The organism is Rubinisphaera margarita (assembly GCF_022267515.1).
Lineage (GTDB): Bacteria > Planctomycetota > Planctomycetia > Planctomycetales > Planctomycetaceae > Rubinisphaera > Rubinisphaera margarita.
Genome location: NZ_JAKFGB010000005.1, coordinates 224476 through 248686 on the forward strand (window position 1 = coordinate 224476; position 24211 = coordinate 248686).

The window sequence follows — 24211 nt, forward strand, 5'->3', positions numbered from 1 at the left end:
TGGAGATGCAAAAGCATTGCACAGCATCTTCGAGCTTTGTCGCCGAGCTCGAGTCGTGCCGTTACTTCAGCGGGGGAATCTTCAGATGTTCCCAGGCGGCTGCTGTGACCATGCGGCCGCGGGGAGTCCGCTGGATGAATCCCTGGCGAAGGAGAAACGGTTCGACTTCGTCTTCGAGCGTGTCGGGCGGGACGTTCATGGAATGGCCGATCGCCTGGATCCCGGCCGGTCCGCCGGTAAAAACGGTGATCAGCGTCATCAGGTAACGACGATCCATCTCCTCGAGGCCGATGGCATCAATCTCGATCATCGCAAGGGCTTCGCGAGCCACGTCGCCGGAAATCGGACCGGCTTTCTGTCGGACCTGCGCGAAATCCCGCGTCCAGCGAAGGAGGTTGTTGGCTTTGCGAGGCGTACCCCGACTGCGGGTGGCAATTTCCTGGGCGGCGTCCTCGGTCAGCTCCGTGCGAAGTTTCCGAGCGTTGCGGATCAGGAGGGTCGTTAAATCGTCGTGTTCGTAGAAATCAAAGTGAGCCCGATTCACAAACCGATCCCGCAGCGGAGCGGTCAGCATGCCGCTGCGCGTGGTTGCTCCCACGATGGTGAACGGCTTCAGGCTCATGTTGACGGTCCGCGCGTTCAGCCCGTCGCCCAGAGCGATGTCGACGCGGAAGTCCTCCATGGCCGGATAGATGAATTCTTCAACCGCTGGCGGCAGCCGGTGAATTTCGTCGATGAAGAGCACCGATTTCTCGCTGGCCCGGGTGAGATACGGGAGCAGATCCTTGGGAGCCCGTAATGTCGGGCCGGAGGTAATCTGGAAGTCGCTGCCGAGTTCTTTCGGCAAGACCATGGCCAGAGTCGTTTTGCCCAGTCCCGGAGGGCCTTCGAGCAGCAGATGTCCCAGAGCATCTCCCCGGGTCTGGGCCGCTTCGAGCATAATGCGGACTCGCTCGATGACCTTTCGCTGGCCGATGACTTCTTTCAGAGACTGGGGCCGCAGATCGTCATCGAGTTCCGGATTATCGATCGAGAACTCGGGTGATTTCCTGACCGGTTCGGGTTCAGGAGCCTGCTGTTCCGATCCAGTGACTACCGTTTTGCGCGCCATCCCTGTTCGACTCTTCCTGTTTCGCCACTGATGTCGGACAGCCGCCGGGAATGGTGACTGGCCGTTCGGAGCCCGGCTCCGTTGTCCGTGGAGGATAAAGGATACCCCCGGAGCGATACAATCGCATCTGCACAGTCTCATCGGCACAGCGCGTTGCGACTCCCATTCACCGCAAATTCAGTATAGCAAGCAAAGTCTCAATACGTTCAAATAAAGCCGCATTTACGCGGATCCGCCCAGGCGATCCATTCTTCCTCTTTGATGTCATGGTTTCGAATATGGATGATTCGATCGAACCAGTGGCCGACGACACTGAATATCGTCGGGAGCTGACCGGACTCAGCTTCCTGGCCCTGCTGGCGACGCAGTTTTTCACGGCTTTCAACGACAACCTGTTTCGCTGGCTGGTCGTGCCGATCGGGCAGAACATTCTTGGCGACAGCGAAGCTCTCGCCTGGGGAGCTGTTCTGTTCACACTTCCGTATCTGATCTTCGCTCCGACAGCGGGGTTCCTTGCCGACCGGTTCGCCAAACGCAAGGTGATCATCGCCTGCAAGTTCGTCGAAATCGCAGTTATGCTGCTTGGCGTGGCGGCGATCTGGTACTCGAATATCTATCTGCTGATGTTCCTCGTGTTCTGCATGGGAACCCAGAGCGCACTGTTCTCGCCCGCCAAAATTGGGGCCATTCCGGAGCTTCTCTCCGTTCGTGCGCTCTCGGAGGGCAATGGGCTGATGGCGATGGTGACCATTGCCGCCTGTGCTCTGGGAACTTTTGCCGGACTGAAGATCTACGACCTCAATTACGAAGCGGGCGTGCTGATCGCCCTCTGGCCCATCGCGGTGGCTCTGTTGGGAATCGCGGTTGTCGGCTTTTTCGTCAGTCTGCTGGTTTACACGAATCCGGCTGCAGATCCGAGCCGGAAGTGGACGCTGAATCCGATCGAAGAATTCCGTCCCAGTCTGCGGCGTCTGTTCTGTGATCCTCCGCTGGCCCGGACCGCCCTCGGCATTGCGTTCTTCTACTTCCTGGCGATTCTGTATCAGGTGAACATCGACGCCTTCGGCGAGCATACGCTGCTGTTGACCAAGGGCGATATTGCCTTGCTGATGCCAATGCTCGTGCTGGGCATTGGTGTGGGAAGTGTAGCCGCCGGCTGGATGTCGGGCGGAATTATCCAGTTGGGAATGGTGCCAGTTGGAGCGATGGGCATCGCGTTTTCGACGATGTACCTCGGCATCATGGGGTGGGGCGTCGATCCGGCCAACGCGGGACCGGAGTTTCAGACCACAGCGATCTGGCTCTTTGTGCTCGGAGCTCTCGGGAGCTTCTTCTATATCCCGCTCGAATCGTTCCTGCAGCATCGCAGCCCGAATGCCGTACGTGGCTCCATCCTTTCGGCGACCAACGCGCTCACCAACGGCTTCATGCTGCTGGCGATGGCGATGTTCTACATCCTCCGGGAAACACTCGATCTCAGCCCCCCCTGGGTCTTTTTCATCGCTGGTCTGCTGACGCTTCCGGTAATCGTCGCGAGTTTCGCCTTCCATGCCGTCGATTTCTGTCGTTTCCTGCTGCGGACCATTTTCAACTGCATGTATTCGGTGCACCTGCATGGGTTCGACAAGATTCCGGAGGACCGTGGGGCTCTGCTGGTTCCCAATCATGTCTCGTGGATGGACGGACCGTTGCTGTGCGGGTTCGCTCCACGATTTGTACGGTTTATGATTTACTCGGACCATACCCGCAGACCCGTGCTGAACCAGTTTGCGGCACTGTTTCGCGTCATTCCCCTGTCTCCCACCGATGGCCCGAAAGCGATCATCAAATCGCTCAAGGATGCACGAAACAGCGTGCAGAGCGGGGAACTGGTCTGCATCTTCCCGGAAGGGGGGATCTCGCGGACCGGGCGGCTGATGACCTTCAACAAGGGGGTTCTCAAAATCGTTCAGGGGACCGACGTACCGGTTTACCCGATGTACATTCACGGCATGTGGGGCAGCCGGCTCAGCTATCGCGGGGGAGGATTATTCAAGAGCCCGTGGCGCTGGCGTCGTCGCATCGACATCTATGTCGGTGACGCTCAGACCAATGTCGAAAACCCTGGCCAGTTGAGACAGGCCGTCGAAGAGATTGCCGCGACGTCGATGCAGGATCAAATGGTTCGTCAACCGGTCCTGGCCCGTCAGTTCGTGCAGCAGTGTCGCAGCAGCCTGTTCCGCAACAAGGCCGCCGATTCGTCGGGAGCCGAACTGACCGGTGGCAAGCTGCTGGCGGCGACAATCGCCTTCAAACGGGTGTTGCAGCGGGAAGTCTTTCATGAAGACGAGCAGCGCGTCGGCGTTCTGTTGCCCCCCTCTGTGGGCGGCGTTCTGGCGAATACTGCGCTCGCTCTCTGCGACAAGGTCTCGGTGAACCTGAATTATACACTCGACGATGCGGTCATGAATCACTGCATTCACGATGCCGGCCTGAAGCACGTCCTCACCAGCAAAAAGTTCCTCGAAAAGAAGCCGATGGAACTCAATGCCGATTTCGTCTTTCTCGAGGATCTCAAAGAGCATGTGACCGGCGTCGACCGGTTGCTTGGGGCATTGCAGGCCTATCTGTTACCGGCTGGCATCATCGAACGGATACATGGCCTCGACCGGATCGAACTCGATGACTGCCTGACGATCATTTACACGTCCGGCTCCACCGGAGAGCCCAAGGGCGTCATGCTGTCGCAGTTGAATGTGCTCTCCAATGTCGCCGCAGTGGACTACATGTTCACGCTGAAGAAAGACGATACGCTGATTGGCGTGCTGCCCTTCTTCCATTCGTTCGGCTATACGATTTCCATGTGGCTTGTGCTGGCGATGAAGCCGGCTGGGGCCTATCACTTCAATCCGCTCGATTCGCGACAGGTCGGAAAGCTGGCCGAGAAGTATCGCGGAACGATCATTCTGGCCACGCCAACGTTCCTTCGCTCCTACTGTAAGCGAGTCACACCGGAACAGTTCCAGCATCTGTGGCTGGTCGTCGTGGGAGCCGAGAAGCTTCCGGTCGATCTGGCTGAGTGTTGTCAGGAACAATACGGCGTGAGCCCGATTGAAGGGTACGGTTCCACGGAGATGTCTCCTCTGGTCGCGGCGAATCAGCTGGACTATCAGGACAGCGTCACCACGCAGCAGGCAAACCGACTGGGCACGGTCGGGCAGTGCGTTCCGGGCGTGTTCGCCAAAGTGGTCGATCCCGAAACATATGAGGAACGGCCACTTGAAACGGAAGGCCTGCTCTTCGTGACCGGACCGAACGTGATGCTCGGTTATCTGAACCAGCCGCAGAAGACCGCTGAAGTCGTGATCGACGGCTGGTACAACACGGGAGACTTCGCTCGTATCGACCAGAACGGCTTCATCACACTGACAGGTCGTCAGAGTCGCTTCTCCAAAATCGGCGGCGAGATGGTGCCGCACATTCGCATCGAAGAGACGCTGAACACGATTTTGAACCGGATTTGCCCGCTTGAAGGCGACGCGGAAGAGGGAATGCCTCTGATTCGCCTCGCCGTCACAGCCGTCCCCGATGAGAAAAAGGGCGAGCGCATTGTCGTCCTGCATCTGCCTCTGGGAGAAGCTTGCGAAAAACTGATTCGCGAAACCCACCAATGCGATCTGCCCAACCTGTGGCTGCCTTCCAAAGACAGCTATATCGAGGTCGATGAGATCCCTCTGCTCGGCACCGGAAAAATGGACCTGAAGGGCATCAAAGTGCTGGCCCTGGAACGCTGCTCGCCAGTCGGTTCATCCGCCGAAGACTAAGAACCGTCTAGGGCCTGGCCGCAATATCGGACAGGCCCGGCTGGCCGTAACCCTCTACAGCCAGCGTTCCATCCGGTCGAGAATTTCCTGCAGGACGAATCGATCGGACTCCGGGCGGCGAGCGCTGTCGGGGTGAGTTTCGTCGGTTTCAATCCAGTTCCGCAGGTGCAGGAACTGGGCGGCGTTGTGCTTGTAGGCCGGAACGGGAACGCGAAACGCAAAGTGGCCGAGGTACTGCAGGGTGTCGTTGAGTTCGTAAAACTCGTCGTTCCCCTCAAGCCAGAACTTGTCCCGCAGGGCGAACAGATCGGGGGCAAAGGTCGACAGGCCGAGAAGATAATCGGAGCCGTATATCACCATGTCGATCGCCAGATCGTTGCCGGTGAGCACGAGGAAGTCGGGACGGACCTCGTTACGCAGTAACAGGCGATCCCACTCCAGCCGACGTGAGAGCGAGGAATGCTTGGCTCCAATACATTGGGGGATGCCGAGCAGACTGCGATAAAGATCGAGTGAATAAATCTTCCCGAACGGGGCGAACATCGTTCCCAGTTCGAAGCCGATGTAGCGATCCGTATATTGTCCGAGCCTGCGATAACGCTCGGCGATCTCGGCATCACTTCCGGCGGTCAGTCCGTACGACTGAAACAGAACGGGGATTCCGCCAAAGCTGTCAATCAGCTGCATCTCACGAGCGTATTCCTCTTCGCGAAAAGCTTCTTCCGGCCGGTCGCCCACGAATGCTCCGGCGACATAATCGCCCCCAGAAACGATCTCGCGAGTTCGTGACAGGACTTCCGTTTTAAGCGTCGTGTCAATCAGATTTCCGTAGCCAGTGTCCATATTCACGGCGGGCGCCAGTCCGGCGGCGGCCGTGCGTTCAACGTGCGCTTCAAATCCAGGCCAGTCCACCGCTCCGGTCGAAGTAAACGGTAGCAGGATTGCCGAGAATCCTCTAATCTTACGGTTCGGAACGATCATCTCATGAGGAGTCATGCTGTTTCCCGTCTTTCATCAGGCTGTCTGGGCGATGCAGGATTTCCGGGGCAGGCCGGCACGGCGACAGAATACTCTGCCGGAGTCGAAATCTCCACAAGGTCCACCACGTCGTCCGAGTTTTTAGGGCGTTCGCTGTTGCGTTACCGGTTGCTATTGCGATAATAGCGACTTCAGGAATCAACTCTTCAAGCGACTGCATCCTCCGACACCAAGATGAAAAAGTTGAGCATTCGATGCCGAAAAAGACCGCTTCCCGCCTTTGGATTCAGGGACGAGTTCCAAGTGGGTACTGGGATCATGCGGCGAACCGCAAAGCCTATATGAAGTGGCTCGCGCAGCGGCTCGGCTACAGAAAACTCCAGGACTGGTATCAGATCTCCAAACAGGATTTTCACGTCAACGCCGGCGGAGGGCTGCTCGCTAATTACTACCAGGATTCGCCGCAGAAAGCGGTGATGGCCCACTTCCCGGAATATCCGTGGCGACCGTGGTTGTTTCGCAGCACCTCTCAGGGGTACTGGCAGGACAAGAAGAACCGGCTCGCGTATGTCGACTGGCTGGGGGAAGAACTCGGGCTCGCCTCGCTGGACGACTGGTACCGGGTGAGTCGGTCTCATTTTCATACCAACCGTGGCGGTGGCATGCTGGCCAATTACTACGGTGATTCGGTATTTCGACTGCTCAAGGAATACGCTCCGCGAAAGAAATGGCTGCCCTGGTGCTTCCCGACGGTACCGCAGCGGTTCTGGCAGGATCAGAAGAATCGCCAGGCCTACATGCGATGGCTCGGCAAGGAGCTCGGTTTCGAGAAAATGACGGATTGGTACAAGCTCACCCGGCAGGATTTCGCCGAGCATCATGGCGAGGCGTTGTTTGCCACCTACTACAAGGGTTCAGTCCTGAGGGCCTTGAAAGATTTCCGTCCCTCGCATAAATGGAGCGCGGAACGCTTGCGACAGGCCAGACGCGAGTAAAATAGACACTCCCGTGTGGGCTTCTCCTCAGCTTCACGGCAACGCCAGCGGGGTTTGAGGACCTTTCAGAAAGAAAAATGACCGACTATGCCGGCTCTCGACCTCAGCGAATTTGAGTGGAAAACCATCCTGCGTCCTCTGCGCAAGGACGATTACGATGCGATTGTCGAGATGCAGAAGGTATGCTTCCCGGGGATGCATCCCTGGATGCGCGAGCAGATTGAGAGTCAGATCAACATCTTTCCCGAAGGACAGATCGCGGTCGAAATCGACGGTCAACTCGTCGCGACGTCCAGCAGTCTGATTCTGCAGTACGACCCGGATATGGCCTGGTACGACTGGAAGAAGGTTGCCGACGATGGCTACATCCGCAATCACAATATTCGCGGCGATACCCTGTACGGGATCGAGATCATGGTCCATCCCGATTTTCGGGGCATGAAGCTCGCCCGGCGCCTGTACGACGCCCGCAAGGAGCTTTGCCGCGAGCTGAATCTGCGTCGCATGATCATTGGCGGACGAATCCCCGGTTATGGCAAGCACGCCGAGCAGATGTCGGCCCGGCAGTACGTCGATCAGGTTTGTGCTAAACAGAAGTTCGACCCGGTGCTGACCGCTCAGATCGCCAATGGCTTCGCGCTGCAGGGGCTGCTGCCGAATTACTTTCCCAGCGATGAAGCCTCCCGCGGTTACGCCACCTTCCTGGAATGGCGAAACCTCGACTATATGCCGACGACGAAACGTCGCTCGAGCCATGTGATTGAGCCGATCCGCCTGGCCGTCGTTCAGTATGCCCTGCGGACAATTACGGGCTTCGACGAGTTTGCCCGGCAGTGTGAGTTCTTCATCGACACGGCTTCAGAATATCACAGCGACTTCGTCCTGTTTCCGGAGCTGTTCACGACTCAATTGCTTTCCTGCACGAACGTGACCCGCCCGGGGCATGCCGCCCGGCACCTCGCCGAATACACGCCGCAGTATCTCGATCTGTTCACGGAAATGGCCGTCCGCTACGACATTAATGTCATCGGCGGATCTCAATTCGTGGTGGAGAACGGGACCCTCTTCAACGTGTCGTATCTGTTCCGCCGCGATGGAACTCTCGGCAAGCAGTATAAAATTCACGTCACGCCGAGTGAGCGGAAATGGTGGGGCGTGGCTCCCGGCAGCAAGGTCGAAGTGTTCGACACCGACTGCGGCCGAGTCGCAATTCTCATCTGCTACGACATCGAATTCCCGGAACTCGTCCGCATCGCGGCCAACAAGGGAGCTCAGATTATTTTCGTGCCCTTCAATACCGATACCCGGCACGGATACCTGCGGATCCGTCACTGCTCGCTGGCCCGTTGCGTTGAAAATCACATGTACGTGGCGGTTTCGGGCTGTACCGGCAACCTGCCGTTCGTGGAGAACTCCGACATTCACTACGCCCAGTCGGCGATCTTTACACCGGCTGATGCCGAGTTCGCCCGCGATGCGATTGCCGCTGAGACGAACGCCAACATCGAAACGATGATCATTCACGACGTCGATCTGGAGCAGTCCCGTCGGCACAAGCTGATGGGAAGCGTGCAGAACTTCAACGACCGTCGTACGGACCTGTACAAGGTCGTCTACCAGGAAGACGGCGAGGAGCACAAGATCTGACGTGGGAGCGGCATGACTTCAACGTTCCCCCTGCAGAGGATTGTTTCCGGCGGTCAGACGGGTGTCGACCGGGCGGCTCTCGATGTTGCACTGGAACTCGGAATCCCCTGTGGCGGCTGGTGTCCTGCCGGCCGCCGTGCGGAAGACGGGGCAATTCCCGATCGCTATCCGCTGCAATGCACGGAAGAATGGCGGTACGATGTCCGGACGGAAGCCAATATCCGCGATACCGACGGGACGCTGATTATCGCCGCCTCTCCGCTGACTGGCGGCACGAAACTGACGCGCGACCTGGCTCGGAGGATGGATAAGCCGTTGCTGATCCTTCCGGCAAAGACATTATTCGCTGCGGAGATGATTGAACCGTGGCTGAAAGACCATAAAATCTCCCTGTTAAATGTTGCCGGGCCCCGCGAATCGACCTGTCCCGGCATCTACCGGCAGACAGTTCAGCTTCTGTTGCAGTGGCTTACACCCCGAAGTGATCAGGTCCGTTGAGGGCCTGACGCCGGAAGAGAGGGCTGCTGCGGACCTGCCCGGCAATGCCTGACGCAAGAGGCGTCGCGGAATGGGTAGCGGGTCTTCGGTCGAAGTCGTTGTGACCCTCGGTCAGCGCTGTCCTGCCGGAGAGTGGCTGGCTCCATTGGCGACGACATCAGGTTTACGAGTACGATGAGGTCCCGGATCGCGTTGAATCCGAGGAAAAGCAGACGATCCCCCCGCCTTCTGAAGGCGAAACCATTCACCACCGAACGGATCTATGGCACAGCAATACATCTTTCAGATTGAGAATCTGACCCGTATCTACGACGAAAAGGCCGTTCTCGAGAACATCTGGCTGGCCTTCTATCCTGGAGCGAAAATCGGCGTGCTTGGCCGAAACGGTTCCGGGAAAAGTACGCTGCTTCGCATTATGGCAGGCCGCGATAAGGACTACATGGGAACAGCCGAGCCCGCCAAGGGCATCAAAATCGGCTACTTCGAGCAGGAACCGCCGCTCGATCCCGAGAAAACGGTGGGCGAATGCGTGGAAGACGGCGTCGCCGAATCGCGGGCGATTCTCGACCGCTACAACGAAATCAACATGAAATTCGGCGAAGAGATGACGCCGGAAGAAATGGAAGCTCTTATCGAGGAGCAGGCCAAGGTTCAGGACAAGATCGACGCCGCAAACCTGTGGGAACTCGATCGTCAGCTCGAAATCGCAGCCGATGCTCTGCGTCTGCCGCCGGCAGAGGCGATGGTGAAGACTCTCTCCGGGGGGGAAAAACGCCGGGTGGCTCTCTGCCAGCTGTTGCTGCAGAACCCGGACATTCTCCTGCTGGACGAACCGACTAACCACCTCGACGCTGAGTCGGTTGCCTGGCTGGAACTGTTCCTCGACAAGTTCCCCGGGACTGTCGTCGCGGTGACCCACGATCGGTACTTCCTCGACAACGTGGCAGGCTGGATTCTCGAACTCGACCGCGGTCGCGGTCTTCCCTACGAGGGGAACTACTCGTCCTGGCTGGAGCAGAAACAGAAACGGCTCGCCGTCGAAGAGAAACGGGAGTCGCGTCGCCAGAAGGAGCTGAAGCAGGAACTCGAATGGGCGAAGATGTCGCCCAAGGCCCGGGCCACCAAGAACAAGGCTCGTCTGCAGCGTCTCGACGAACTGCAGAGTCAAGGTTACGACGAGCACGAAGGTGCAGCCGATATCCAGATCCCGATCACCAAACCGCTCGGCGATCTGGTCGTCAACTTCAAGGGTGTCTCGAAGGCCTTTGGCGATCGCGTGCTGTTCGAAGACCTCGAATTCAACCTGCCTCGCGGGGGAATTGTCGGCGTGATCGGCCCGAACGGAGCCGGCAAGACGACGCTGTTCAAGTTGATCAATGGCACCGAACAGCCGACGACCGGCGAGATTCGCATTGGCGAAACAGTCGACCTGGCTTATGTCGATCAGTCCCGCGATGCCCTCGAAGGCAAGAAGACCGTCTACGAAGAAATCAGCGGCGGTCACGATACGATCGATATCGGCAGAGCGAAGATCCACGCCCGCGCCTACTGCGGCCGCTTCAACTTCAAGGGAAGTGATCAGCAGAAGTTCGTTGGCGACCTGTCCGGCGGGGAACGCAACCGGGTTCACCTCGCCAAGCTGCTTCGTTCAGGTGGAAATCTCCTGCTGCTGGATGAACCGACTAACGATCTCGATGTCGAAACATTGCGGTCTCTCGAAGAAGGCCTCAGCAGTTTTGCCGGCTGTGCCATGGTCACCAGCCACGACCGCTGGTTCCTGGACCGGATCGCGACCCACATCCTGGCTTTCGAAGGCGACGGCAAGGTTTACTGGTTCGAAGGCAACTACAAGATGTACGAGATCCAGCGTAACGAACGCCTCGGCGAACAGACTGAAAAGCCGGCAAGAACCCAGTTCAAGCCGATTACGCGATAACCGCACGGGTGCCATGCCCACGCTTGCGTGGGCATGTTGTCAGGGACGTCGGTTGAGAAGAACCGGCCCGACGAGAATCCACTTTCCTCACGAATTCCGCAGGAGCCAGAGACATTTCCAGCTTGCAAGACTACTCCGAGGCAGCCTTTCAGGCATGTCTGCTCCCCGAGAATACCGAAACCTATTCCCTCTCCGAGGCTCGCACGAGCAGCGAGTCGGGCGATCTGCTCGATATCCGCTACGACTGGAACAAAATCCCGGTCCCCTCGAGCCTGAAGGAGTTCGAAAAGCGGTGGTCGACCCGGCAGAATCCGCTCGATTACAGCGGCGTCTGGCGATTCCGCGAGCTCTTTCCGTTCGCTCCCGAATCGCAGATCGTGACCATCGGAGAAGGGCAGACCGTTCTGCAGAAGAACGATGGCGTCGCCAAATACGCCGGCATCAACGCGGGTGGGCTCTTTCTGCAGTATGAGGGAATGAACCCGTCCGGCAGCTTCAAAGACAACGGCATGACGGCCGCTTCAACGCATGCCCGGATGATCGGTGCGAAGATCACCGCCTGTGCCTCAACTGGCAACACGAGTGCTTCGCTCGCCATCTACGGCGGCGTTACCGGTTTGTTTCAGGTGCTCGTCTTTGTCGGCTCCGGCAAGATTGCCTATGGGAAACTCTCCCAAGCCCTCGATTACGGGGCGCTCACGCTGCAGATCGAAGGGGACTTCGACGACGCTCTCAAACAGGTTCGCAGGGTCTGCGAAGAAGCCGGAATTTACCTGTGCAACAGCGTCAACCCGTTCCGTCTGGAAGGGCAGAAGTCGATCATGTATCGCGTCCTGGAAGGGCTCAACTGGGAAGTGCCCGACTGGATTGTTGTGCCCGGCGGCAATCTGGGGAATTCGAGTGCATTCGGCAAGGCGTTCATGGAACTGAAGGAACTCGGCCTGATCGACCGGATGCCGCGTCTGGCGGTTATCAACGCAGCCGGGGCTTCGACGCTGACACGCATGTACAACGACGAAGGTCTCCGCTGGAACAACGGACAGCCGGACAAACAGCTGATCTCGGAATACTTCCGCCGGATGGATGAACAGGATGGGCGTGCGGTGACCCTGGCTTCAGCAATCGAGATCAACCGCCCGGTCAACCTGACGAAATGTCTGCGGGCTCTCGACGCCTGCGATGGGGTTGTCCGCGATGTCTCCGATGAACAGATTCTGGACGGCAAGGCCCAGGTTGGCCGCCACGGATTCGGCTGCGAGCCGGCCAGTGGAGCCAGTGTCGCCGGAGCCAAACTGCTGCGGGAACAAGGCGTCATCGCGCCGAGTGATCGCGTCGTCTGCATTCTGACCGGGCATCAGCTCAAAGATCCCAATGCCACGGTCGCCTACCACTCCGGCGACAAGCAGTCGCTGGCCAGACATGCCGCCGTGGAGCCGCACTTCGGAAATGCTCCGATCGCCGTGCCCAATGATTTCTCGAAGATCATGGACGCAATCCGGCAGTATTCGAGCTAAGCGGTCGCTGATCATTGCCCCGTTCTGTTCGGGCGGCATAAAATTCGTCCATCGAGACCACGGAGGGTCCGGTCAACGAGCTGCAGGATGCAACGGGATGTTGCTCGCATGTTCTTCTGACTTGTCAGTTAAAGAGATCGGATCGCAGGGATGAACAATCCTTTTGAAGATTTGGAGTATCTGGCCGAGTTCCTTCCGGAGGAAGGTGAATCGGTCATCGTGAGTCGTCGTCGTGGTCGCCTGGTGTGTGAATCATACGCCGAGCCGGCGTCGACAACTCAGCCCACCGGGATCATCAACCGGGAGTTTTACGGGCGGCTGGTGTCAATCAACGCCAAGCTGCAGCAGTTCTGGGCTCTGCCGTTCGTGATTGCAGTCACGGCGTTTTTCGTGGCCAGCTTTCTGCTGCAGGAACTCATCGGGTTGGGTTGGGCCGACTGGGGAGTCTTCCTCGCCCTCGGCACGATTCTGGTGACGCTGCCCGTGTTCTATGTCCATTGGCGTCAGCGCCAGTTTTTCCGCACGGCAGTCTGTCCGACGTTGCAGCAGTTGATGAACGATCATCAGATCGACAAGTACTCGCTCATCGCCTACCTGTCGACTCAACGACAGTTGAGAGGGATCTATCAGGCCCTGACCCGCTGGACCTGATGTTCCGCCTGTTCTAAACACAATCGGCCGTTGCACGGAGTTGAATCCGGTCAGCGGCTTCTTTTTTGCCGATAAAGAAAGCCTCCCCGATGTCACACCGTCATGCCGCTCTCGTGTCGCTCCCCGGACTGCGGCCGCAGGATATCGCTTCCATGCCGAACCTGTCCCGCATCGCCGGGCAGGGGACGCAGACTCCACTCGTTCCGAGCTATCCTCCGGTGACGTGCCCGGTGCAGATTTCTCTCTCAACCGGAGTGGATGCCTCTCAGCACGGCGTCATCGCGAACGGCTTCTACTGGCGCGACAAGCACGAAGTCGAAATGTGGACCGCCTGGAACGAAGTCATCGAAGCTCCCCGCATCTGGGACCGGCTGCATGAGCACGATCCTGAACTGACCAGCGCCGTCTGGTTCCCGCTGCTGACCAAAGGGACAACGTCGGAATACGCCTGCACGTTCGCCCCGATTCACAACCCGGACGGTTCCGAATCGCTCTGGTGCTACACCAAGCCGACCGAACTGTATGGCGAATTGCGGGATACTCTCGGTCATTTCCCGCTGAAGCACTTCTGGGGACCGCTGTCGAACATCAAATCGAGTGAATGGATTATCAACTCAGCCATCATCGCGGCTGAGAAGTTCGCTCCCCGGTTTTACTTCATCTATCTGCCGCATCTCGATTACGCCGCACAGAAGTTCGGGCCCGACAGCCCGGAAGCTCAGCAGGCTCTCGCTGATATCGATGAACACATCGGCCGCCTGATCGACGGATTCAGCAAAGCCGGTCTTGAGGATGTCCTCTGGCTGTTCGCCGGCGAGTACGCCATCACTCCAGTGGACTCAGTGGCTTATCCGAACCGGCTGCTTCGGGAGGCCGATCTGCTGCAGGTCGAGAATCGTGAAGATGGCGAATGGATCGATTTCGCCAATACGCCGGTCTGGGCGATGGTCGATCACCAGCTGGCTCACGTTTTCGTCCGCGATCAGGAGCGGATCGAGGAAGTCGCCGATCTGTTCCGGAAGGATCCGCTGATTGAGAAGGTCCTCGTCGGTTCCGAACGCGGGCCATATAATCTCGACCATCCCCGCAGCGGCGAAGTTGTGCTGATCTCGAAACCGAACGCCTGGTTCGCCTATTACTACTGGCTCGACGATGCCAACGCTCCCGGTTTCGCCCGCACAATCGACATTCACCGCAAACCGGGCTACGACCCCTGCGAGATGTACATCAATATGCCGAGCATGCAGACCCCGCTCGACCCGACTTTGGTGAAAGGTTCCCACGGATACCCCGCGGACACGAACGAATTCCAGACGGTTCTCGTCTGTTCCGATGCAACCGCGGTTTCAGACGATCGCGTGAAAGACACGGACATCGCGGGGATCGTCTATCGAAACTTTGGCGTAAGGTAATCGCATGAATGAGTCCACCGAGCGATCAGATGAAGATTTACCGGAGTCCGTCGCCGGTCAACAATCGCCGCGTAAATCGATGTCTCCCTTCGTTCTGACCGCCTGGATCTGCGGCGGAACGATCATCGCGTGCGTGCTCGCTTGCGTGGTTCTTGGATTTGTCCGCAGTCACGCGCTCGTCAGCGTGAAATTGACGGCATTGGACCCGAACCAGGAGCCGCGTGATCACGACGTCCCACTCTTCAAGAAAACGGAGGCGCTGCCTGACTACCAGTTGCTCGTAATCCGCCGGGAAGGGGGCAGCGTGAATCTTGGGACACGCCCGAATACGTCTGCGAAGGACGGGTTGGTCTGGGATCTGACAGAGCCCGTTTCGACCGTGGAGATTGCGACCGTTCGACTGCAGGACCAGGACAAGTTGATGTCGGATGTTGTGGCGGAAGTGCCGCTGGCGTGGGAACCGGTTGAGGAGGGGAACTATCGATTTGAGTTCACCACCAGTCGATCATTCGCAGCCGGCGTCGACTCGTTCTTTCAGACCCCGGTCGGCATGGCCATCAAAGGGGCGATCTTTCTTGCCGTTTTCATCTGTATAGGCGGCATACTGCTTTCGGTGTTTCAGGGGTGACGGTCCGACCGATATCCGACTCCCCTTTCCCGTATGCGAAGCGACAATTACCGAGCCGAAGCGAACGAATTGCTGCTTACTGTTGTCTGTTCTTTGGGGACAGCGGTTTTGGACGACCGCATGAAGGATACGGACATCGCAGTGACTGTGTACCGAGACTTGGACGTGAGGTAAGACGATGAATAAGCCGGTTGAGCGATACTCGATTCCACAAATCCTCTTCGGCCTCCATGATGTCTTCCTTGATGCAACCGGAAGCGACAACATTTTTACCGCGGACACGCTCGTTGTTCACTATCTGCGTCCAGACGGCCCCCGGCAGAAGATCGACCTCGCCGAGTTGTCCGTCCAGATCGAAGAGTTCTTCGCGTTTCGATGTCGTCTCTCGGAATGGGAAGAACTCTTCGGTAAGTCGATCGCACTGCGAAGTCGGCGAAAATGGGAACGCGAGTTCGTGCCTGAGTTCACATTTCGCGTGCTGGCTGAATTCATTGCTGAGAAGACGTCGGCTCCGGCTTCTTTTCCTCTTGTGGAAATCGGTCCTTTCGACTTCGGTAACGGACGTTGCGTACCGTCTGGCCTGTCAATGAGCTCACTCGCGATATTGCAACGGTGAAATCTTCACGAGAGAGGTATCACTGCCTGTTCGCCCGCTCCTCTTCCCGCCGAATCAGGCAGGCCGTGCCGCCCAGTTCATAGTCTCGGCAGATTTGGGGACGCCATTCGTAGTGACGGCAGCGGCGGCGTTCGGGGTCAAACCACAGGCAGCGTTCTTGAGGTTCCTGGCCCCGATAGAGTCCGCCGAACGTCTCGTCGATTTCATTGATTAGCGGTTGCGGCAGTCCTTCGGGGCGGAATGGGTGGGGACCGATGTGGTTCCGGTGGGTCTGGTAGATGAGGACCGGAGAACCGATGCCTTCGCAGCACAGTCCGCACGAATCGCACGTCTCCGGATCAAGTTGTTCCAGTTCGATTGTCACGGCAAGTTGCGATGAGGGCTGGGGTTACGTCGCGAAGACAGTTTTGGATTCCCTGGAGTCTCCGTCGGGTGGCTCAATTCCTGCGTTGACTCAACTTATCTGTTTGCAGATACTTACGCCAGCCTTTCGCTTCTATTCCAGACAGACCACGATCGCAGTTCCATGGCCACGACGACAGAGAACCTCACCGATTACACCAGCCGCGTTGCCCGACAGGCGGCTGCCGCGACCACGCCGCTCGTTTCCGCGTCCGGGCAGCAGAAAATCGACTGGCTGCTCTCGACCGCCGATGCACTGGTGACTCGTCAGGATGAGCTTCTCGAAGCGAACGCTGAAGATCTGAAGTTCGCCGAAGAAAACGGCCTGACCGAAGCGATGATCGACCGCCTGCGGCTCAACGATTCCCGACTCAAAGGTATCGCTCAGGCTCTCCACGAAATCGCCGCTTTGCCGGAGCCGATCGGCGAAGTGATCGACAGCACGGTCCGTCCAAACGGACTGCTCGTCACCCGGGTTCGCGTTCCGCTGGGCGTCGTGTTCTTCATCTACGAATCCCGTCCGAATGTGACGATCGATGCGGCGGCTCTCTGCGTGAAGAGTGGCAATGCAGTCATTCTTCGCGGCGGCAAAGAAGCTTTCCACAGCAATCATGGATTCCATCGCATTCTCGTCGATGGTCTCAAAGCCCACAGCCTGCCCGAACACGCCGTGCAAATGGTCGAAACGACCGACCGGGATGCCGTCGGCATGTTTCTGAAGATGAACGGCCAGATTGACGTCACCATTCCCCGCGGCGGCAAGTCGCTGATTGAACGCGTCGCCCGCGAAGCCACGATGCCGGTTATCAAACACTTCGATGGCAACTGCCACGTTTACATTCATACCGATGCCGACCCCGAACTGGCCCGCAAGATTCTCTACAACAGCAAGTGCCACCGCACCGGCGTCTGCAACGCGGCGGAATCGCTCGTCGTTGATGCAGCGTTCGCGGAAAAGCATATGACGGATCTGTTGTCGGACCTCGTGGCCGCTGAGGTCGAGATCCGTGGCTGTGAGCGAACCCGTCAGCTGTTCCCGGACGCCAAACCGGCGACCGACCAGGACTTCGGCGAAGAGTATCTCGGGAAGATCATCTCGTCGAAGATCGTCGATTCGATTGATGAAGCGGTCGCTCACATTAATAGATACAGTTCGCGGCACACCGAGGCGATTGTCACGAAGGACCTGGCGGCGGCTCGTCAGTTCACGACGCAGATCGATTCCTCAGCCGTGATGGTGAACGCCTCGACCCGTTTCAACGACGGAGGCGAGTTCGGCCTCGGGGCAGAGATTGGCATCAGCACCGACAAGCTGCACGCACGTGGACCGTGCGGACTGCGGGAGCTGACAAGTTACAAATACGTGGTCCACGGAACCGGACAGGTGCGGTAAATCGCAAGAGCATTGCTGGGCAAGCCAGCAGTGGCCCCCGTCTGAATCACGGAGACAGGTTGGGCAAAGAATCGTCACGGAGGACGAAACATGGCAGATGTTCTCAGTCAGGGTGAAGTCGAGTCGCTGCTCGCGGCACTCGATGCTTCTCCATCCGATTCAGGCGGGTATAACCGGCCTTCGATGTCGGGCAGCTCTCACGAGATGATCGGCCAGATCAGCGTCTACGACTTCAAGCGGCCCGAACGCGTCAGTAAAGAACAGATGCGGGCCTTTCAGGCGCTGCATGAAGGCTTCAGTCGCGAGTTCGGGGCCTCCATCAGCGGCATGCTTCGCTCCATCGTCGAAGTGAAGCTGATCAGTGTCGACCAGCTGACCTACGGCGAGTTCGTCTTCAGTCTCGAAAACCCGACCTGCTTCAATCTCCTCTATTCCGACAAGCTCAGCGGCCACCTGATTCTGGATCTGAATCCATCGATCATTTACCCGATTGTCGACCGGCTGCTCGGCGGCGGAAAATCAGCCACCCAGTCGATTCCCACGCGTCCGTTGACGGAAATTGAACTCCGGCTCGTGTCGCGTATCACGAAGTCCGCCATCACTGCGCTCGAGAACTCCTGGCGGAACATCAGCGAACTCAAACTCCGGGTGACGCAGATCGAGAGCAACCCGCAGCTCGTGCAGATCGTCCCGCCGAACGAAGTCATTGTGCTCATCAGCTTTGAAATCACGATGGGCGAACTTCGCGGTATCATGAACCTCTGCATTCCGTTCAATACGATTGAACCGCTGGTCGGAAAACTCTCATCGGATACGTGGTCGGCTTACACCAAGCACGAAGTGAGCCCGGAACAGAAAGCCCAGCTTGAAGTTGGCCTGGGAGCCGCGGAAGTCGAAGTGGTCGCCGTGCTGGCGGAAACTTCGATCACGACCTCGGATCTGATGCAGCTGAACGTCGGCGATGTCATTCTCACCGAACGGGATGTGCGGGAAGGAGTGACGCTGCAGGTTGCCGGCCGGCCGACGTTCTCCGCCGATGTCGGTCAGCTGAAAGGCAACAAGGCACTCGAAATCCGTAAGCCACTCCGGCAGATGCGCGAAGTGATCCAGCAACACGTCGAGTCCCAGCAGCAGAAAAAGGGCGACGCACCGCCCGCCAAGCCAGCCGCCAAAGCAGAACCGGCGGCGAAGGGCTGAATCCAGGATGACTCAGAGATTCATCTCTGAGTCGCGTTGCGATAAGAGGCTGGGAAAAGACGAAGTTCTTCAAGCGGCGGCGTATGCCCTCTCGGTTTGCTCGAACCGGCTCAGGTCGCTGATTGCGCTTCCACACTCGACTTGTCAGCGTGAATTCTGACGGGTTTGCTTTGTTGAACGCGGAAGACAAGCCTCCTGTTGCTGAAGCAACACAGAGATGAATCTCTGTGCCATCCCGTATCGTTCGCTTGGTTCTCTTCTTCTACTCAGATCTTTAGAGTAGTCGCTCGTGTGTCCCTTGCCTCTCGCGTTGTCTGCTACTCATGCCGTTGGATCTGGAATTTGCTGTCGAGCCGTATCAGTCCGGGTTGCGGGTCGATGCTTTTCTGGCTCAGCAACTGCGGAATTATTCGCCGTGGCAGTTTCATCGGCTGGCCAGTTGGAAGGCCGTGCGGATTGATCATCAGCCGGCCGATTTGCTGCGGCGATTGCGGCCCGATAATCGGGTGCAGGTGAGACTGCTGGAACCGCCGGAGACTCTGTACGATCCCGAGCCGTTTCCGCTGAAGATCATTTACGAAGATGCCTGGATTGTGGTCGTCGACAAGCCGCCGGGGATCATCGCTCATCCGACCGGGAACATGCAGTGTGGGACGCTCTGCAATTTTCTCCAGGCCCATTTCGATGAGCAGACGCCCATTGCCGGACTATTGCGGCCGGGGATTGTGCATCGCATCGATCGCGAAACATCGGGCCTGATGGTCGTGGCGAAGACCCATCAGGCGCATCGCAATCTGGTCGATTCGTTCGAGCATTCGCGGGTCTCGAAGACCTATCTGGCGATCGTCGAAGGCGTTGTGGAGAAGCAAAGCGGCACGATCGATCTGCCCATCGGTCAGGATCATCGGGCTTCAAAGGTGCTGATGTCGACACGGGCGGGCACCACGAACGCCAAAGTCGCCAAGACGCACTGGACGTTGTTGAGGGCGTTGAACGGCTATTCGGTCGTCGAAGCGAAACCAGTCACCGGGCGGAATCATCAGATTCGCGTGCATTTTGCGGCGATCGGCCATCCACTCGCCGGGGATGAGTTTTACGGGCCGCACGGTCAATTCAAGGAAGCGGGTCGCGAATCGCTTGAAGAAGGACGCCGACTCACGGATGTCCGCTGCGAAATCACCGGCCTGAAACGCCATGCCCTCCACGCCGGTCGACTTGAATTCAGCCATCCCATCACGGGAGCATGGATGAAACTCGCGAGCCAGCTTCCAGCGGATCTACTGGCGGCGGTGCTGCGGATCGAAGAAGGCAACGAGGAGTCGCCAAGCCGAGAGGTTTGAAAGGCAAAACGGCCGCAATGCATCGTTACTAGCACTGCAGCCGCTGTTGGTTGCTACCGCTTCACATCCGGTGAACTCGGTGTTTTCATATCTTTCCGTCCGCCAGAAGCCGTTGTGCCTGTGTTGGCGGGGGGGTCGCTGGCGGGGAAGCTCTCTTCAATGGTTTCGTCCAGATCGGCTTCTTTTTGCGGCTTGGGGGCGGACATTCCTTTTTTATCCGGCTGCTGTTGATGCTGGGTCATTATTCGTCTCCTTTTCTCGGGTCCGTCTTTTCGGAAGGGCGGTCGGTCAGCGAGCCGAAGCACCGCGTGACTCGAGCCAGATTAAAAAGTGACGCAAGAATCATGCCGGAAAGAAGACGATTGCCCGGCTATTCCTGGACTCGAACGCATCGGATATTCCAGTTCTTCCCATCTCCATCGATGAACGTGCCGGAGCAGTTTCCGAATCGTTCGAATTTCAGAAGCAACGTGCCGCTGAGGCCGTCGTGCAAGTTCTTATTCCGGCCGAATGCGCGAAAATCTTCCAGTTCGACCCGCGTCTTGTCGCGTCCCTCACGCGACAGCTTTCCAACCGACTTGTCAAATTCCTTCGATTCCCGAGTCGTCTTCTGATAGAGCACGCCGTCGGAAACACGAAAGAAGCCTGTCAACATCGGTCCGCGTTCCCCTTTGGGAGTCAAATCGAACTTCCAGAGCGCCCCCTCAAGCTCTCCGGGTTCGATTTCGGCGGCAACGAGATCGACAGCCAATAGCGGCGGGGACAGCATGAACGCCAGGAGGAACAGCAGGGGGAGACGACGGAAAATCGACATGGCTTTCATGGCACGTTCCTGCAGCGAAAAGGGGGTGAATGGTGAACAGACTGTCTATGATGCCGGCTTCGCAGTCCCGCCGTCAGTATCGGTCGGAGTTTCGCGATACAAATTGTCGCAATCTCCTCAATCTGCGGACAACTTCAGCCGATCCACTCTCAATCGTCTGAAATGCTTGACACTGCGGGGGTTATCTTTTTACGATTCCGCCTTGCGCTTCGGAGCGATGGTCCGGCAGGGCTATCGGGCGTTTCATTCGGCTGAATGAGTTGCAAACGCCGTCAATTTTGCGAGAATGCGTCGCAAATCGCCTCCCAGGAAGACGTTGGAAGTGCGGACACCGTCCGCAATTAACGCGGCACCAGGCCGTGCAAGAGGACTATCATGGCAATTCCCAAGAGAAGACAGTCGAAATCCCGTTCCCGCAAGCGTCGTAGTCACGACGCCATCAAGCCGCTGAAGCTGCAGTACTGTGCTCAGTGCGGCCAGCCGACCAAAAGTCACGTCGCCTGTCCGACCTGTGGCCATTACATGGGCCGAACGGTCGTCGAAATCGAAGACTAGTCCGTCGCGAGAGCTTCGGCTGGCTTCCCCGATCAGTTTTTCCGACTGGTCGAATGTCCGACTGCAGGTGGTTTCACTGCCTGCAGGGACAAATGCTGAAATGAGGGTCTGCTGACCGCCGCTCCACGGCATGTGGTGAATTCTCAGGCATTCAGTGGTCCAAGGCGTTCCTCCCCCTGCGGTTTGCGGAAAGATGAAGTAACAATGCGGATTGCCCTCGATGCCATGGGCGGTGATGATGCGCCCGGAATCAATATCGATGGTGCGATCACGGCTCTGGAGCGGTGGGAGCAACTGGAGATCGATCTGGTTGGCCCCTCTGGCATGCTGAATGACCACCTGCAGCAGCGGGGCGGAAAGCCGGATCGGCTCAACGTCGTGCATGCCGACGAATACGTCGAAATGCACGAGAAGCCGACCGAAGCACTCCGCAAGAAGCCCGGCGCTTCGATTTCGGTCTGCTGGCGGCTCATGGCTGAGAAGAAGGTCGGAGCGGTTGTCAGCGCCGGCAATACCGGAGCGGTTGTCGCAGCTGGCCTGCGGACTCGTCTGTTTCTCAAGCAGGTGAAGCGTCCCGGAATCGCCGTCGTACTGCCGACGCTCAAAGGCGCCTGCGTGCTGATGGACGTGGGAGCCAATCCCGCTGCCCGTGCTGATCATCTCTATCAATACGCCGTGATGGGCAGTGTCTACGCTCGGGAAATGCTGGGCATCGAATCACCTCGCGTCGGCCTGCTGAACATTGGCAGCGAAGACGGCAAGGGGACCGAATTGGTCCGCGATGCCCGCAACATGGTGATCGGTTCGCATCTGAAGCCGAACTTCATCGGGAACATCGAAGGGCGGGGCATTTATCAGGGCGACGCGGATGTCGTCGTCTGTGAAGGCTTCGTCGGGAATGTCGTGCTCAAAGTGAGCGAAGGCATGGCCGACATGATGTTCAAGATCCTGTCCCGCGAGATCGTCGGTGCTCTCGATGTCGAGCAGGATAAAGCGAAGCAGGCCTTTCACGCAGCCGCCCAGCGGTACGAATACCGCGAAACCGGCGGAGCTCCGCTGCTCGGCGTCGATGGCCTGTGCATGATCAGCCATGGCTCCAGCGATGGCCGCGCCATGTGCAACGCTTTGGGAACCTGTATCAAAATGAGCGAACGCCAGATCAATCGCACGATCATCGACCGTCTGGCTGAAGACGCTGCCGCTGCCGCGAACTGATCGACTTCTGGAGTCGAATCCCGGTCCAGCCGCCGTTTCGTTGTCAAATCCTATTCGGAAAGATCCAGTCATGCCCAAGACCGCTCTACTTTTTCCCGGCCAGGGAGCTCAGCATGTCGGAATGGGAGTCAAGGTCGCGGAAAAGTATCCTGCGGCGAAACAGCTCTTCGATCAGGCCTCCGAGATTCTGGGGTTCGATCTCCTCGATGTCTGTGCAAATGGCCCGGAAGACCGCATCAACTCCACTGCAGTGAGTCAGCCGGCTCTGTATGTTTCGAGCCTGGCTTCGCTGGAGATCGTCAAAGATCAGGCCCCGGCTGTTCTCGACGAAGCCACCCACGCCGCCGGGCTGAGCCTGGGCGAATACACCGCGCTGGCCTTTGCCGAGGCTCTTTCGTTCGAAGATGGCCTGCGAGTCGTCAAAGTTCGGGGCGAAGCCATGCAGGCGGCTGCGGATGCGACTCCGTCCGGCATGGTCAGTCTGCTGCTGCTCGATGTCGATAAGGTTGAAGAAGTCTGTCAGCAGGCGAGTGAGCACGGCCTGATTCAGATTGCGAACTATCTCTGTCCGGGCAACCTCGTTGTCTCGGGGGATAAAGCGGCCTGTGAAGCTGTTGTCGGAATCGCCGAAGCGGCCGGCGGACGTCCGGTTCCGCTGAAAGTCGCCGGTGCGTTCCACACACCAATCATGCAGTCTGCCACCGAAAAACTGGCCGACATTCTCAATTCAGTCGATATTAAGTCGCCGCGGATTCCGGTGATTTCGAATGTCGATGCGGAGTCCCACTCCGATCCCGCGGAGATCCGGGAAATTCTCGTCCGTCAGGTCGTGCATCCGGTTCTGTGGGAGAAGTCAGTTCGCCGTCTGATGGAGCTGGGCGTGGTGCATTTCGTGGAAGTGGGTCCGGGCCGGGTGCTGAAAGGGCTGATGAAACGGATCGACCGCAAAGCCTCGATGGACAACTACAACGACGAATCGGTCGCTTGAACTTTTCGGGCTGGACAATCCTTCCGGCAAAGTTTTCGACATTAAAACGGCCGTGTCTGCGTAGAATTGCAGATCGAAGGAAAATCGGGGAATTCAGGTCGGGATTAGAGTTTACACACTATTTGAAAAGCGATATACAACGATCGCGGTATCCCTTGCGATGCCGAAGATCACCGTCCGTAGGGCTTGTCAGACGAGCTGAGAATCGCGATATTTGGCAAGGAATTCACGGACTGGCTTGCCAGGAAATAACAACCCGATACGAGGAGAGGGTTCGAGTGGACATCGAGGAAAAAGTCATCAACATCGTGAGTGAGCAGCTCAACTTCCCCAAGGAAGAGATCACTCTGGAAAGTTCGTTCCAGGAAGACCTGAAGGCCGACTCGCTCGATCTGGTCGAACTGGTGATGGAATTCGAGGAAGAATTCGATATCACCATTCCCGATGACGACTACGAGAAGATCCGCACCGTCGGAGACGCCGTGAAATATATCCAGGAGAAGTCCTGA

General features: G+C 57.9%; 22 protein-coding genes. 17 read left to right on the forward strand and 5 right to left on the reverse strand.

What is annotated here, in order from left to right; translation table 11 throughout:
* Window positions 1–61 precede the first annotated feature (61 nt).
* The gene (gene ruvB / locus L1A08_RS01870) at window positions 62–1111 is read right to left on the reverse strand and encodes a Holliday junction branch migration DNA helicase RuvB (protein WP_238753573.1); all 1050 of its coding nucleotides are present in this window, start codon (window positions 1109–1111) and stop codon (window positions 62–64) included.
* A gap of 278 nt (window positions 1112–1389) precedes the next feature.
* On the opposite strand from ruvB, the gene L1A08_RS01875 reads away from it, so the two are divergent.
* Entirely contained in the window at window positions 1390–4914 is a 3525-nt protein-coding gene (locus L1A08_RS01875; protein WP_238753575.1) for an MFS transporter, read from the forward strand.
* A 54-nt stretch (window positions 4915–4968) separates the two neighbouring features.
* Here the strand turns inward: L1A08_RS01875 and L1A08_RS01880 are convergent, their stop codons facing one another.
* Window positions 4969–5910, reverse strand: a complete 942-nt coding sequence (locus L1A08_RS01880; RefSeq protein ID WP_238753577.1) for a dihydrodipicolinate synthase family protein — start codon at window positions 5908–5910, stop codon at window positions 4969–4971.
* A gap of 236 nt (window positions 5911–6146) precedes the next feature.
* Between L1A08_RS01880 and L1A08_RS01885 the strand changes: the two genes are divergently transcribed.
* The 9 genes from L1A08_RS01885 (at window position 6147) to L1A08_RS01925 (ending at window position 15789) form a co-directional block, all read left to right on the forward strand.
* Window positions 6147–6887, forward strand: a complete 741-nt coding sequence (locus tag L1A08_RS01885; RefSeq protein WP_238753579.1) for a hypothetical protein — start codon at window positions 6147–6149, stop codon at window positions 6885–6887.
* 87 nt (window positions 6888–6974) lie between these two features.
* On the forward strand, window positions 6975–8534 hold the full coding sequence (locus L1A08_RS01890) for a bifunctional GNAT family N-acetyltransferase/carbon-nitrogen hydrolase family protein (RefSeq protein ID WP_238753582.1): 1560 nt from the start codon (window positions 6975–6977) through the stop codon (window positions 8532–8534).
* Between the two features lie 12 nt (window positions 8535–8546).
* On the forward strand, window positions 8547–9032 hold the full coding sequence (locus L1A08_RS01895) for a putative molybdenum carrier protein (protein WP_238753584.1): 486 nt from the start codon (window positions 8547–8549) through the stop codon (window positions 9030–9032).
* A gap of 262 nt (window positions 9033–9294) precedes the next feature.
* Window positions 9295–10968, forward strand: coding sequence for an energy-dependent translational throttle protein EttA (gene ettA, locus L1A08_RS01900; protein WP_238753586.1), 1674 nt, complete (start codon window positions 9295–9297; stop codon window positions 10966–10968).
* 122 nt (window positions 10969–11090) lie between these two features.
* The gene (thrC, locus tag L1A08_RS01905) at window positions 11091–12482 is read left to right on the forward strand and encodes a threonine synthase (protein ID WP_238753589.1); all 1392 of its coding nucleotides are present in this window, start codon (window positions 11091–11093) and stop codon (window positions 12480–12482) included.
* Window positions 12483–12632: 150 nt separating this feature from the next.
* Window positions 12633–13133, forward strand: a complete 501-nt coding sequence (locus tag L1A08_RS01910; protein WP_238753591.1) for a hypothetical protein — start codon at window positions 12633–12635, stop codon at window positions 13131–13133.
* Window positions 13134–13222: 89 nt separating this feature from the next.
* Window positions 13223–14545 carry an alkaline phosphatase family protein gene (locus L1A08_RS01915; protein ID WP_238753593.1) on the forward strand — a complete coding sequence of 441 codons (1323 nt, stop codon included), beginning with the start codon at window positions 13223–13225 and terminating at the stop codon, window positions 14543–14545.
* A gap of 4 nt (window positions 14546–14549) precedes the next feature.
* Window positions 14550–15173 (forward strand): hypothetical protein, encoded by a 624-nt coding sequence (locus L1A08_RS01920; protein WP_238753596.1) that lies wholly within the window; start codon window positions 14550–14552, stop codon window positions 15171–15173.
* 178 nt (window positions 15174–15351) lie between these two features.
* Window positions 15352–15789 carry a hypothetical protein gene (locus tag L1A08_RS01925; RefSeq protein ID WP_238753599.1) on the forward strand — a complete coding sequence of 146 codons (438 nt, stop codon included), beginning with the start codon at window positions 15352–15354 and terminating at the stop codon, window positions 15787–15789.
* Window positions 15790–15808: 19 nt separating this feature from the next.
* Here the strand turns inward: L1A08_RS01925 and L1A08_RS01930 are convergent, their stop codons facing one another.
* Complete coding sequence (locus tag L1A08_RS01930; protein ID WP_238753601.1) at window positions 15809–16153, reverse strand: YkgJ family cysteine cluster protein; 345 nt, start codon at window positions 16151–16153, stop codon at window positions 15809–15811.
* A gap of 162 nt (window positions 16154–16315) precedes the next feature.
* Between L1A08_RS01930 and L1A08_RS01935 the strand changes: the two genes are divergently transcribed.
* The 3 genes from L1A08_RS01935 to L1A08_RS01945 all read left to right on the forward strand — a co-directional run bounded on the left by L1A08_RS01935 (window position 16316) and on the right by L1A08_RS01945 (window position 20121).
* On the forward strand, window positions 16316–17584 hold the full coding sequence (locus L1A08_RS01935; RefSeq protein WP_238753603.1) for a glutamate-5-semialdehyde dehydrogenase: 1269 nt from the start codon (window positions 16316–16318) through the stop codon (window positions 17582–17584).
* A 90-nt stretch (window positions 17585–17674) separates the two neighbouring features.
* Entirely contained in the window at window positions 17675–18781 is a 1107-nt protein-coding gene (gene fliM / locus L1A08_RS01940) for a flagellar motor switch protein FliM (protein WP_238753605.1), read from the forward strand.
* A gap of 323 nt (window positions 18782–19104) precedes the next feature.
* On the forward strand, window positions 19105–20121 hold the full coding sequence (locus tag L1A08_RS01945; RefSeq protein WP_238753607.1) for an RluA family pseudouridine synthase: 1017 nt from the start codon (window positions 19105–19107) through the stop codon (window positions 20119–20121).
* Between the two features lie 53 nt (window positions 20122–20174).
* Here L1A08_RS01945 and L1A08_RS01950 read toward each other — a convergent pair whose 3' ends face one another.
* A complete protein-coding gene (locus tag L1A08_RS01950; RefSeq protein ID WP_238753609.1) occupies window positions 20175–20363 on the reverse strand; it encodes a hypothetical protein in 189 nt (62 codons plus the stop codon).
* A gap of 128 nt (window positions 20364–20491) precedes the next feature.
* Entirely contained in the window at window positions 20492–20944 is a 453-nt protein-coding gene (locus tag L1A08_RS01955; protein ID WP_238753611.1) for a hypothetical protein, read from the reverse strand.
* A 375-nt stretch (window positions 20945–21319) separates the two neighbouring features.
* Between L1A08_RS01955 and rpmF the strand changes: the two genes are divergently transcribed.
* The 4 genes from rpmF to acpP all read left to right on the forward strand — a co-directional run bounded on the left by rpmF (window position 21320) and on the right by acpP (window position 24211).
* Window positions 21320–21499 (forward strand): 50S ribosomal protein L32, encoded by a 180-nt coding sequence (gene rpmF, locus L1A08_RS01960; RefSeq protein WP_238753613.1) that lies wholly within the window; start codon window positions 21320–21322, stop codon window positions 21497–21499.
* 204 nt (window positions 21500–21703) lie between these two features.
* Window positions 21704–22714, forward strand: coding sequence for a phosphate acyltransferase PlsX (gene plsX, locus L1A08_RS01965; protein WP_238753615.1), 1011 nt, complete (start codon window positions 21704–21706; stop codon window positions 22712–22714).
* Between the two features lie 70 nt (window positions 22715–22784).
* Window positions 22785–23702: an ACP S-malonyltransferase gene (gene fabD / locus L1A08_RS01970; protein WP_238753617.1), complete on the forward strand. Its 918-nt coding sequence runs from the start codon at window positions 22785–22787 to the stop codon at window positions 23700–23702.
* A gap of 278 nt (window positions 23703–23980) precedes the next feature.
* Complete coding sequence (acpP, locus tag L1A08_RS01975) at window positions 23981–24211, forward strand: acyl carrier protein (protein ID WP_238753619.1); 231 nt, start codon at window positions 23981–23983, stop codon at window positions 24209–24211.